Source organism: Mesorhizobium sp. M7D.F.Ca.US.004.01.2.1 (genome assembly GCF_003997785.1).
GTDB lineage: Bacteria > Pseudomonadota > Alphaproteobacteria > Rhizobiales > Rhizobiaceae > Mesorhizobium > Mesorhizobium loti.
In genome coordinates, this window is record NZ_RZRQ01000183.1 from 1 (window position 1) to 12107 (window position 12107).

A 12107-nucleotide genomic window follows, 5' to 3' on the forward strand; every position below is an offset into this window, starting at 1 on the left:
AGCGTGGGGGAGAAGAAGAAACAGGAGAGCAAAAAGGCGAGGGGCGAGAGAAGGGAGAGAAAACCGGGAGACAGAAGAGACAAGGAAAGGAGCAGCCCGAGCCCACTGGTGCGAGGAGAACCAAGCGACGAAAGAGCAACCAAACGTGGCGGCGCTGCCTTGGTGAGCGCCTCGACATAGTTTGCAATCACGCCCTTTGCTTCTTTGTAATCGGGCGACGGCGCCCAGACAGCCGGCAACATGACGAACGCCCCTTCGACGCCTTTGAGCGCTTGCTCGATGGCTGCCGGATCATTCCAATCGCCGTCTACCAGTTCCACGCCCTGATTCGCCCAGTTAGCCGCCTTCCCGCGATTGCGGACGAGCGCGCGTACCTCCTTGCCGTGCGCCAACAGATGTTTCGCCGTCGCGCCGCCAACTTTTCCCGTGATTCCCATTACTAAAAACATGTATTTTCTCCTGATCTTGAAGGACAGAACAATGCCCCTGTTGGTTCAATGGATGAGCGGCAGAATGGCCCGGATACGGGGATCGCGCGCGTAGAGGCCGCCCCATGTCATCGCGCCCAGAAGCAGGGAAATGATTTCAGGCGGCGACCCCAACTCACCAATGCGGACATGGGCGCAGATGGCACCTCCCAGAAACCCCGTCACCAGGATCGCGCCGAGGACGGCGGTGGTCGGGATGGCGTAAAGGATGGCGCAGGCGAGTATGATCGGACCCACAACACGGGTCAGGTCCATCGCGAACCCGGTTTCCTGCAACATGCTCGCGACCTGTGCCGGCGCGAAAAGCTGAATAGTCCCGTCGGCCACCAGAGCAATAACGACAAACGCGCTCATTATCCGGCCAGCCCACAGGGCGCGATGCAAGGTCATAGTTTCCGGTGTCTGATGCAGGTTCACAGTTTCGGACACTTGTCATTCTCCGATGGGGAGATCCCATATTCGAAGCTTACTGTGCCTCCTAGGTGTGATAAATGCCGAGGAAATGAACCAACTGTTCTCTTTTCGGGAAACAATACCGAGGCACGAAAATGCAGAATCTCGAACCCATCCTCATTTTCACAACGGTAGCGGAAATGGGGAGCTTCACCCGCGCGGCCGATAGCCTGGGCATCCAAAAGGGGAGAGCCTCAACGGCGGTCCGGAAGCTGGAAGAAGATGTCGGTGTCAGGCTTCTGCACCGGACGACGCGCAGCGTGCGGTTGACGGAGGACGGACGCGCGTTTCATGCCCGTGCCCGCGATCTGCTTGCTGAAGTCGATGATCTGCACTCGATGTTCGCAGGCGATCGCGTAGCACTTCGCGGTCGTTTGCGGGTCGACCTTCCGACCGAAGTGGCGCGCACAACCATCGTGCCGGCCCTGCCGGATTTCATGGCGGCGCACCCCGAGTTGGAGCTGGAGGTGTCGAGTACGGATCGGCAAGTCGATCTGGTTCAAGAGGGGTTCGACTGTGTATTGCGGCTTGGACCCATTCGGGACGAGACGCTGATTGCCCGCCCACTCGGCCTATTGCGCATGGCCAACGCTGCCAGTCCCGCCTATCTGGCGCGCTATGGCGTCCCTCGATCGCTAGAAGATCTCCAGCGTCAGGAACATAGGACAATTCATTTTTCGACGATGCTGGGCGCGAGACCCTATGGATGGGAATATCCGGACGGCGACAGCTACGCGACGCTTCAGTTGCCAGGTGCGTTACACGTCAACAGCGCGCAGACCTACGAAGCCGCCGCCCTCGCCGGCCTTGGTCTGATTCAGGCGCCACTCTTGGGCATCAGCCGATACTTAGAGAGTGGAGCGCTTGTGGAGATCATACCCGATTTTCGTCGCCGGGCGCTCGCCGTGTCCCTCGTCGTTGCACATCGGAGCAATCTATCGCGCCGAGTCCGCGCATTCATGAAATGGATCGAAGATGTGCTGACGCCGTATATGGAATAGCGAGACAAATATCTTCGTCCGGCCCTCGAAATCAACATTCTGAAGTTATGTCTGCCGGTCGGCGATCGGCGGCCCGGCGTTGCCGGCGCCAGCTAGCGCGGCACGAAGAGCTGATAGTCCTCCTTGCGTCGGGTGCCGATGCCGCAAGCGGCGCGCCTGTCCCAGTCATAGCGAGATTTGCAGAAGTCTTGAGCGCGGACACAACCTTGCGCGGTCCATGCCGACGCAGTAAAGCGGGGTTCGAAGAACAGGCTGGACCGATGAGGCTGTCGTGGTTCGCAAAATCCCGCAAGGCCGCCCGCAAGCCGCCATCGGCAGCCAGTTTCCGCACTGAAATCATCGCCGACGTCTTTGTCCCGGAACGGGCGGAGGATGTGCGCTTTTTCAGCCGCAAACTGGATCGCCCCGGCCGGCTTCGCCGCTTTTCCAACAGGGACCTCCGCGAAAGCCTGCTGTGCGTCTTCTATCTCATGGTCGCAGCGGCCCTGCCGGTGCGCTGGTGGGCGCCGATCTGCAGCCGCATGTCGAGGTTTCGCCTGAAGCGCCATATGCGCAAGGAGTTTCCCGCCTACGCTGCCGCCACACGCGCGGTGCTTGGCGACGGCATCGATGCGTGCAAGCTGTTCGAGGGTTTGCTGGTGGCACGCCATCGCCGCCGCCTGCAGCTCGCCGCACATCTGGTGACCGGCCGCTGGTCGCCGACGATCCGACTCGAAGGGCTAGAGGGGCTGCAGTCGGCCTTGCGGCAGGGCCACGGCGCCATCCTCTGGTGCGATCAGTTCACTGCCCAGACCATCATCGGCAAGCGCGCTTTGTACGAGGCCGGTATCGAGGCGCATCAGGTGAGCGTCCACACCCACATTTCCGAAACGGCGTTCGGCCTGCGTTTCCTCAACCCGCCGCTGATCAATGTCGAGAACCGGTTCCTGAAAAGCCGGGTCACCTTTGATCGCGACGACGCCTATCAGGTCACCATCCGCATCCAGAAGATCCTGAAGCAGAATGGCGTGGTGACGATGACCAACACCATCCATGCCGGCACGACCTTCACCGAAGCCGCCATGGGCGAAAGCGGCTGGACCCACCTCGCCTCGGCGCCGGCGAATTTCGCCGCCAGGGGCGGGACGGCGCTGTTTGCCATGTCGACCTTCGAAGTGGTTCCGTTCATCGAATACCGTGCCGTGCTCAGCCCCGCGTTGACGCCTGAGGCGTCTGTCACCCAGGCAACGGACATGGCCAGGGATGGCACCAAGAACATGGCCGTGCAGGCGCACTACATCCTTCTCAAGCGCGACCGCCTGTTGGAGGCGCTGAAGCTCTACCCCGAGCAGATGATGACGTGGTCCCGTCGGCAGCGGCTGACCGAGGCTCAGGACAGCACCGGCATCGGCACGGACGAAGGCTCATGACCGGCGCATCTGGCGGACCGCGGCAGCGACGACTTCACCGACCGGGCGTGTCGCATCGAGCGTCAGTGCCCGCTCATCCGCTGCCGGCGGCTCCAGGATGGCGAACTGGCTGTCGACCAGGCTCGCCGGCATGAAGTGGCCCTTGCGGTTGCCGACGCGCCGCCTAGCCGTGGCAGGGTCGATCTCCAGGTAGAGGAACACGATCTGCGGGCAGAAGCTGCTCAGCCGGTCGCGATAGCTGCGCTTCAGTGCCGAGCAGGCGGCAACCACGCCTTCGCCCTTCCCCACCGACGCCGCGATGCGCTCGCCGATCGCGTCGAGCCAGCCCTCACGCAATTCGTCGGTCAGCGGCTCGCCGCTTGCCATGCGTGCGACGTTTTCCGGCGGGTGCAGCCTGTCGCCCTCGATAAAGGTAACGCCCAGCGCGGCCGCCAGCGCAACACCGACGGCCGACTTGCCGCAGCCGGCGACGCCCATCACCACGATGGCCGGAGGCACCGAGCCGGGAGCGCCCGTTGGCGCCTGTGCTGTCTTTTCGTCCACTGTCAGCGGCTTGCCGGCGCGCGGCCGTAGAGCAGCAGCATGGCGACGATGACGACGCCGTAGATGATCTGTCGCCCCGCCTCCGGCATCTGCATGACCGATAGGATGGATTGCAGCAGCGTGATCAGGATGACACCGGCAACGGTGCCGAGATACGAGCCGCGCCCGCCCAGGATCGAGGTGCCGCCCAGCACAACCGCGGCGATCGATGGCAGCAGATAGGCATCACCCATCGACTGCGCCGCCTTGGAAGCATAGCCGGCGAGCAGCACCCCGCCGAAGGCTGAGAGCCCGCCGGAAACCGCGAAGGCGATCATCACCACGCGGCGCGTGTCTATGCCGGAGAGATAGGCGGCGCGCTCGCGATTGCCGATGCCGTAGACGCTGCGGCCGAAGCTGGTGCGGGTCAGCACGAAGACCATCGCGGCCCCGATCAGCGCCCAGATGACGACGGCATTGGGCACGCCAGGAATGGTAAAGCCGGTCGCCACATAGCGCATCGCCACGGTTGCCGAATCCTGCGGCGAGAACCCGCCAGTGTAGACCACCATCAGCCCTTGCGCGACGGCGTTGGTGGCAAGCGTGATGATCATAGACGGAATTCTGAGATAGGCGACACCGATACCGTTGACGATACCGATCAGCACCCCGCAGAAAATGCCGAACGGAATGGCCAGCGCCACGCCGAGCGGACCATAGGCGGCCGCCGCGCAGGCCATCATGGCGCCTACCGCCACCGACCACGGCACCGACAGGTCGATCTGGCCTAGCAGGATGACCAGCATCATGCCTGTGGCGATGACGCCGAGGAACGAGGCCACCTTGAGCTGCTGCAAGAGATATTCCGGCGACAGGAAACTGCGCGAATAGAGACTGCCCAGGAACAGCAGCAGCACGATGCAGGCGAAGGCCGTCAGCACCGCCGGGTCGGCGCGGCGGATGAATTTTGGCATCCGGTTGGCAATGCCGCCGATGGTCGTTTCGCTCACAGGAACCACTCCAGCCGGTTGCGGACCCGAAACAGGGCGAAGGCGCCGAGGCTGACCGCGATCAGCAGGATAACGCCCTGGAATAGCGGCTGCCAGAGCGGATCGAAATCGAAGACGAAGAGCAGGTCGCCGATGGTGCGGAAAGCCAGCGCGCCGAAGATCGCGCCGATGGCGCTGCCCTTGCCGCCGAACAGCGAGACGCCGCCGAGCACGACGGCGGCAATCGAGAACAGCGTGTAGGCGTTGCCGCTGGCATAGGCCGCGTCACCCGTATAGGTGAAGAATGTCAGGAACAGCCCGCCGATCGCGGCGAGCAGCCCGGCAAGCGCATAGGCGGCGAACTTGCCACGCCGGATCGGCACGCCGGACATGTAGGCCGCCATCTCCGAGGAACCGGCCGCGTAAGCCGCGCGGCCGAGCACCGAGCGGCTGAACGGCACCCAGACGACGAGCACCACGGCCAGCAGCACCACCAGGCTCGCCGGCACCACGCCGAACAGCCGCCCGGTCAGCGCGTCGGCAAGGTCCTCGTTGACCGAACCGCCTGGAAAGGGTCGTAGCAGCAGCGCGATGCCGAAATAGACAGCACCCGTGGCGATGGTGGTGACAATCGGCTGCAGGCGACCATAGATGACGATGGCACCGTTGATCGCCCCGCACAGCAGCCCGGTGCCAAGCACCGCAATGACCCCGAACGCGGTTTCGATACCGGTGCCGATGACCAGCCACGAAGCCAGGCAATTGGTCAGCGTGAAGATCATGCCGACTGAAAGGTCGATGCCGGCGGTGATCACCACCAGCGTCTGGGCCATGGCCACAAAGGCGAGCAGCACGCCTTTGTTCGAGGCTGTCTGCACGACGTTGGCGGTGAAGCCGGCGGGATGGTTCGAGGTGTAGATGACGAACATGACGATGAAAATGCCGAACGCCAGCAGCGTTCCGCGCTGTTCGGCCAGCCAGTAGCGCCAATCTTTCACGCGCCAATCTTTCACACACTTGCTCCCAGGCCCACCGGGCTCTCCTCGCCATGGATGTTGAGCGCGCTTGATATCAGCGCCCGCTCGGTGATCCCGGCGCCGACCAGTTCGCGCTTGACCGCCCCGTCATAGAGCACCAGCACGCGGTCGCAGCAGCCGATCAATTCGTCATAGTCGGTCGAATAGAACAGGATCGCCGCACCCGCATCGGCGAGCTTGCGCATTAGCTGATAGAGCTCCTGCTTGGTGCCGACATCGATGCCGCGCGTCGGATCGTTGAGCAGGATGATGCGCGGCTGGCGCATCAGCCATTTGGCGATGACCACCTTCTGCTGGTTGCCGCCGGACAGCGCGCCGACCGGGATGTCGAGGCCCGCCGTCTTGATTGCCAGAAGGCCGACCATGTCGTCGATCAGCCGCTGTTCGGCGGCGCGATCGATGATGCCGGCTTTCGACAGCCGGTCTAGCGCGGCAAACGACAGGTTCTCGCGCACCGTCATCGGCAGCATCAGGCCTTCGGTCTTGCGATCCTCGGGAATGAGCGCCATGCCGATGCGGTCGTCGCGCGCAACGGATGGACTGGTGATCGACACAGGCTTGCCGTCGATCAGGATCTGGCCGGACAGGCCGCGCAGCACACCGAAGAAAGCGAGCAGCAATTCGCGCTGGCCCTGGCCGTCAAGGCCACCGAGGCCGACGACCTCGCCTGCCCCGACCGTCAGCGAGACATTGTCCAGCCGGTCGGTCCAGGACAGCTTGCGTGCCTCCAGCACGGGAACGGCGGCACCTGCATTGCGCGCGGGTTTCGGCGGGAAAATATGGCTGTATTCGCGCCCAATCATCAGTTCGACGACTTCGTTGTCGCTCTTCGTGCCTGCCTTGTAGCTGGCGACATTGCGGCCGTTGCGAAACACCGTGCAGTAGTCGGCAAGCTCGGCGATCTCGTTCATGCGGTGCGAGATGTAGAGCAGCGCCAGCCCTTCCGAGCGCAATCGCTTGAGCACGCTGAAGATCTTAGCGACGTCGGTCGCGGTCAGTGCCGAGGTCGCCTCGTCGAGGATCAGGATGCGCGGCTTCCTGGCCAGCGCCTTGGCGATCTCGACCATTTGGCGGCGCGACAGCGGCAGGTCCTTGACCAGTGCCAGCGGGTGGATATCGGCAGCACCGGCGCGTGCCAGCGCCTCCTCGGCGATGCGGCGCTGCGCCTTGCGGTCGATCATGCCAAAACGCTTCGGCGGATCGGAAATGACAATGTTGTCGGCGACGCTGAGTTCGGGAACCAGCGACAGTTCCTGGAAGATGCAGACGATACCGGCCTTGTTCGCCGCGCCTGGCGAGGCGAACGTCACCTCGCGTCCATCCAGCGTCATGCGACCTTCGTCGGGCGCGACGACGCCCGCCATGACCTTGATCAGCGTCGATTTCCCGGCGCCGTTTTCGCCGAGAATAGCGTGAATGCTGCCGGATGAGACCGAAAGCTCGGCCTTTTCCAACGCCCGCACACCACCATAGCGCTTGGATATGCCCTCCATCCGGAAGAGCGGAACCATACCGTCCATCGGCCCTCCCGAGGCACTTTTGACGACCAGGGATATCGAGTGGCCGGCGCCGCGGGAGATCCCGCGGCGCCTTGTATGCTGCCTATTGGTCCGCCTTGGTCTGGCCCATGATTTCCTGCGCGGTGAAATTTATGCCGCAGGTCGGGAAGGAGTTGCCGACGAAGAAATTGTCGGACTGGTCGGGGAAGAAATCCTGACCGGCCTTGAAGTTCGGATCCTCGACAATCGCCAGCGGCAGCTTGACCGACTGTGGGACGACGTTGCCCTCAAGTGCCGAGATCGCCGTCTTGATGGCAACCGCCACCTGGGCCGGCCCGGTGCCGGCCGATGAGCATTTCAGCCCGTCCGCGGCATGAGCGGCGCAGAACTTGCGGAAGCCATTCTCGGTCTCGCCGCCGAACGGCACGAACGGATGCTTGGCGTCGATCATCGCCTGCACGATGCCAGTGTCGCCACCCTGTCCGGTCACGCCGTCAAAGGGACCGTTGGTGGCGATTGCGTCGGCCGAAGCCTTTTGCGCAACGCCGTCATCCCATTTGCCGACAACCTCGGTGACGGCCCATTTCTTGCCGGAGGCGTCGAGAGCCTCATGGATGCCATTGTGGCGGTCGGTGTCGACTGAGGTCCCAGCAACGCCACGCACCTCGAGCACCTTGCCGCCGTTCGGCACATGCGTGACCAACCATTTGCCCCAAAGCTCGCCCAGGCCTTTCTGGTCGACGTTGACGTTGATGGCGTCCTTGGTGTCGAGAATGTTATCGAAAGCAACCAGCACGACGCCGGCTTCCTTGGCGCGCTTGATCACCGGCCCGAAGGCCGTCGGGTTCTGCGCATTGACCACGATGGCGTCATAGCCGGAATCAATGAAGTTGTTGATCGCCGAGATCTGCGCCGGCACGTCCTCTCCGGTCGAGACGACCTTGAATTCCTTCAGCTTTGCAGCAACGTCCTTCTGGGCTGCATAGGCCTTCGCAGTCTGCACCATCTGGATGCGCCATGTGTTGGCGATATAGCCATTGGCGAGCGCAATGCGGTAGGGGCCGTCCTTCTTGGGGAACTTGAAGAACTGCGTATCCGCAGCCCAGGGTGCGAAGCAATCCGGCTCGGCCGCTGGACCCTTGACGATTTCGGGGCCTGCAGCAATCGCCGATGAGCTCAACATGACAAATGCAGTGGCGGCAACGATGCCACCAACGAGTGACTTGATCATCGATATTCCTCCCAGTTGCAGTTCTGATTGTTGTTGGCTGCTGTGACGTCTCGTGCGTCAGATCTGGCACCTCCCGCTTGGCTCTGCCGCGCCTTTCGGTGGCTGAATGCCACCCCGATCCCCTCCCCTTGCTCTCCGGTCAAGGCCGGAAAAAACTATCATATTATCCATAATAAACAAGTATGAGTTGTCGCTTATATATAATAAACAGATTTTTCTGTTTATTATGAGCACCTTTCCGGCGAAAATGGTAGCGCTACCATTACGCAGTGTAAACCGGCATTCGCACAGTCGCCTCTGTGCGTTTCAACGCGCCGTGCTCTCGCGGCGCTTGAGCTCGAAACCGAGATCGACGATCCGTTGCTCCGGCCTATTGCCGGCGATCGCCGCCAGCGCCATGGCCACTGCACGCCGGCCGATCTCATAGCGATGGGTGCGGATGCTGGTGATCGATGGAAACGCCACCTGCATCATGTCGAGGTCGTTGAAGCCGACGATGCCGATCGTCTTCGGCACCGCGATCGAGGCGCGATGGCACTCGAACAACACGCCGAGCGCAATGTCGTCATTGTTGCAGAAAACACCGTCGAGCGTCGGCACCTTGGCCAGCGCGTCGCGGAGCATTTCGCGGCCGAGCGATACGCTGGACAACACCGGCGTGGTGGTGACAAGGCGCGGGTCGAATAGGCCGGCGGCCTCCATCGCCGCGCGATAGCCGGCAAGGCGCCGCTGCGAGCGCGGGTCCATGCGGGCGCCGATGAAGCCGATGCGGCGGTAGCCGGCCTCGATCAGATGTTCAGTTGCCGTCCTGCCGCCGTCGAGATGCGAGAAGCCGACCATCATGTCGACCGGATCGGGACCGGTCTCCATGACCTGCACCACCGGGCAGCCGGCGCTTTCCAGCAGCTTTCGCGAGGTCGGTGTCTGGTCGATGCCGGCGACGATCAGCGCTGCCGGCCGCTGCGAGCCGAACACCTGCAATAGCCGCTCTTCTTCGAGGCCGGAATAATGGGTGTTGCCGAGCTGGATGCGGAACGGGCTGGCCGACAGGCTGTCGTAGATGCCGCGCACCACCTCGGCGAAGACATTGTTGGTGAGCGACGGCACCAGAACGCCGAACACTTCGGCGCGCGCCGAGGCCAGCGCCCGCGCATTCGGGTCCGGGACGTAACCGAGTTCGTCGACGGCGGCCTGAATCTGGCGGCGCAACTCTTCCGAGACACGCTCCGGCTCGCGCAAGGCGCGCGACACAGTGATGGCGCCGACACCAGCCTTGCGAGCGACATCGGCGATAGTCGGGCGGCCGCCGCCCCGACGCGAGCGCGGCTTAATCACAGACGCGCTCGCTCGGAAACGCACCCGGCAGGGCGCGGTCGCGATACGATCGTCTTTGCTGTCGCCATCTCACCGGCCTTTTGCCGCCCCAACTTGCCTTCTGGCGTCGCGCGGCGTCCGTCGGTTGTCAAGCCAAGGCGCGTGCCGGGCGTGCGTGCGAAGATCGCTGCCTTCCTTTAGGCCATCACAGCGGCGCTGCGCCTTGCTCTCCAGAACAACAGTCCGATCGCCAGTATGTTCAGCAAATTCCAGGCAATGCCGTTGAGGAACGCAGCCGCGTAGGAGCCGGTCAGGTCGTAAATCCAGCCCGACATCCAGCCGCCGATCGCCATGCCGAAGATCGTCGCCATCATGACGATACCGATACGCTGGCCGGCCTCTTTGGCCGGCATGTAGTCGCGCACGATGATCGCGTAGCAAGGCACGATACCGCCCTGCGACAGGCCGAACACCAGCGACACCACATAGAGCGAGGCAAGCCCGTCGAACGGGATGTAGAACAGCAGCGACAGGCACTGCAGCACCGAGCCGATCATCAGTGTCCACACAGCGCCGATACGGTCGGCGAGAAAGCCCGATGCCAGCCGGCTGACGACGCCGCCTGCCATCATGATCGACAGCATGTCGGCGCCATGCGCCACGCCGTAGCCGAGATCCATGCAATAGGCGACGATATGCACCTGCGGCATCGACATCGCCACGCAGCAGCCGAGCCCGGCGACGACCAGCAGCACCTGCAACGCCGCCGGTGACAGCGAGATCGGCTGCACCGTCCGGCTTCCGGGCGAACCGGCGGCGGCCGCCGCCGGGGCACCGCGCCGCAGCATCAGCACCAGCGGCACCATGGTGACCAGGCAGAAAATGCCGATTGCCGCATAGGTGAAGCGCCAGCCTTCCGCCTTCATCAGCGTCGGCATGATGGTTGGCCAGAACGCACCGGCGAGGTAGTTGCCGGCGGCCGCCGCAGTCACGGCGACGCCACGCCGCCGGTTGAACCAGTGCGAGATATCGGCGATCAGCGGCCCGAAGATCACCGACGTGCCAACGCCGATCAGCAACCCTTGAGCAAGGGTGAATTGCAGGATCGAGGTCGACAGTGCCGCGAGCAGAAGGCCGGCGGAAAGCGCAATCGTGGAGAGCAGCGCCGGGATCCAGTAGCCCATCCGGTCGATGGCGCGGCCGACCAGCACGTTGCCGGCTGCAAAGCCGACCATGGTCGCGGTGTAGGGCATGGACGCCGCAGCGCGGTCGACGCCGAACTCGGCCTGCACGGCGGGCAGCACGACGACGACAGCCCACATGCCGACGGCGCCGATCGTCGCCAGCAGCATCGAGATGGCAAGCCGCATCCAGGCATAGGAGCTGTCGATGCCGGGGCTCGGCGGGATGTTATCGGTTCGGGTCAAGGCGTTTCCTGTCGGCGGTCTCAGAGATCGGCTGCCGTTTGCGCCACTATCGGCGCATTCTCGGGCCGCAGCAGCGCCACAACGGGCAAATCCGTGGCTCCAGACCTAAGGCGAATGCAGGAACCGATGCCAGTATGCGGAGTTTCCCGACAGCAACCCGCAAAGGAGTCCAGCCATGACCGCCACCAAGAAGAAATGGTCGGCAGAGGTTACCGAGCACAGCGACGCGATGAATCTCGAGGATCATGTCTTTGAATCCGACGACGCCAGGAAAATCGCCGCCTCGCTCAAGCGATCCGCCGAACACAGCCACCGGCGCAAGGCCGAGCCGTTTCAATCCGCTATGTCGATGCTGAATTTTTACATCAACCGCGCCGGCAAGAACCTGCCCGCCGCGCGCAGGCAAGTGCTGGAGAACGCCAAGGGCGAACTGCGCACCGCCTTCGGGCGCGAGAAGGACGACTAGAAGCGATCCGCCTTATCGGGCGCGGATGACGCCGTCGGTGTTGGCGAGCAGTTTGCGCACCGCGTTGCGCGCCGCGTCCGGCCGCTGCAGGCGGATGTTCTTCTCGATCGCCTCGTGCAGCTTCTGAGCGTGGTTGAGGTCGTCGATTTCCCGCGTCGTATAGGCAAAGAGATGATCGAAGGCGGATTCGATCAGCACGCCGAGCGGCACCAGAAGGTCGTTGCCCGAAGCGCGCAGGATGGCGAGGTGAAAGCGCGTGTCGGCGCGGGTG

13 protein-coding genes are annotated in these 12107 nt (G+C 63.3%); 3 read left to right on the forward strand and 10 right to left on the reverse strand.

Going from position 1 to position 12107, the window contains the following annotated elements:
• A partial coding sequence (locus EN993_RS22315) for an NAD(P)H-binding protein (protein ID WP_127264843.1) occupies nucleotides 1-449 on the reverse strand: 449 nt, incomplete at its 3' end.
• Nucleotides 450-494: 45 nt separating this feature from the next.
• The gene (locus EN993_RS22320) at nucleotides 495-917 is read right to left on the reverse strand and encodes a DoxX family protein (RefSeq protein ID WP_109661078.1); all 423 of its coding nucleotides are present in this window, start codon (nucleotides 915-917) and stop codon (nucleotides 495-497) included.
• 119 nt (nucleotides 918-1036) lie between these two features.
• Between EN993_RS22320 and EN993_RS22325 the strand changes: the two genes are divergently transcribed.
• Both EN993_RS22325 and EN993_RS22330 read left to right on the forward strand, forming a co-directional pair.
• A complete protein-coding gene (locus EN993_RS22325; RefSeq protein WP_109661076.1) occupies nucleotides 1037-1942 on the forward strand; it encodes a LysR family transcriptional regulator in 906 nt (301 codons plus the stop codon).
• A gap of 260 nt (nucleotides 1943-2202) precedes the next feature.
• A complete protein-coding gene (locus EN993_RS22330) occupies nucleotides 2203-3351 on the forward strand; it encodes a hypothetical protein (protein ID WP_127264844.1) in 1149 nt (382 codons plus the stop codon).
• Here the strand turns inward: EN993_RS22330 and EN993_RS22335 are convergent.
• From EN993_RS22335 to EN993_RS22365, 7 genes are all read right to left on the reverse strand, one after another.
• Nucleotides 3346-3894: a gluconokinase gene (locus tag EN993_RS22335; RefSeq protein WP_109661071.1), complete on the reverse strand. Its 549-nt coding sequence runs from the start codon at nucleotides 3892-3894 to the stop codon at nucleotides 3346-3348. The genes EN993_RS22330 and EN993_RS22335 overlap by 6 nt on opposite strands.
• A gap of 2 nt (nucleotides 3895-3896) precedes the next feature.
• Nucleotides 3897-4883 (reverse strand): ABC transporter permease, encoded by a 987-nt coding sequence (locus EN993_RS22340; protein ID WP_109661069.1) that lies wholly within the window; start codon nucleotides 4881-4883, stop codon nucleotides 3897-3899.
• Complete coding sequence (locus tag EN993_RS22345) at nucleotides 4880-5860, reverse strand: ABC transporter permease (RefSeq protein ID WP_109661067.1); 981 nt, start codon at nucleotides 5858-5860, stop codon at nucleotides 4880-4882. Before EN993_RS22345 ends, EN993_RS22340 begins: the two co-directional genes overlap by 4 nt.
• An 11-nt stretch (nucleotides 5861-5871) precedes the next feature.
• Nucleotides 5872-7419: a sugar ABC transporter ATP-binding protein gene (locus EN993_RS22350; protein WP_109661065.1), complete on the reverse strand. Its 1548-nt coding sequence runs from the start codon at nucleotides 7417-7419 to the stop codon at nucleotides 5872-5874.
• 82 nt (nucleotides 7420-7501) lie between these two features.
• Nucleotides 7502-8629 (reverse strand): sugar ABC transporter substrate-binding protein, encoded by a 1128-nt coding sequence (locus EN993_RS22355; protein ID WP_109661063.1) that lies wholly within the window; start codon nucleotides 8627-8629, stop codon nucleotides 7502-7504.
• A 306-nt stretch (nucleotides 8630-8935) separates the two neighbouring features.
• The gene (locus EN993_RS22360; protein WP_109661061.1) at nucleotides 8936-9964 is read right to left on the reverse strand and encodes a LacI family DNA-binding transcriptional regulator; all 1029 of its coding nucleotides are present in this window, start codon (nucleotides 9962-9964) and stop codon (nucleotides 8936-8938) included.
• 176 nt (nucleotides 9965-10140) lie between these two features.
• On the reverse strand, nucleotides 10141-11370 hold the full coding sequence (locus EN993_RS22365) for an MFS transporter (protein ID WP_109661059.1): 1230 nt from the start codon (nucleotides 11368-11370) through the stop codon (nucleotides 10141-10143).
• 175 nt (nucleotides 11371-11545) lie between these two features.
• On the opposite strand from EN993_RS22365, the gene EN993_RS22370 reads away from it, so the two are divergent.
• Nucleotides 11546-11836, forward strand: coding sequence for a DUF3175 domain-containing protein (locus tag EN993_RS22370; protein WP_109661057.1), 291 nt, complete (start codon nucleotides 11546-11548; stop codon nucleotides 11834-11836).
• 12 nt (nucleotides 11837-11848) lie between these two features.
• Here the strand turns inward: EN993_RS22370 and EN993_RS22375 are convergent.
• A partial coding sequence (locus tag EN993_RS22375; RefSeq protein ID WP_164757755.1) for an FCD domain-containing protein occupies nucleotides 11849-12107 on the reverse strand: 259 nt, incomplete at its 5' end.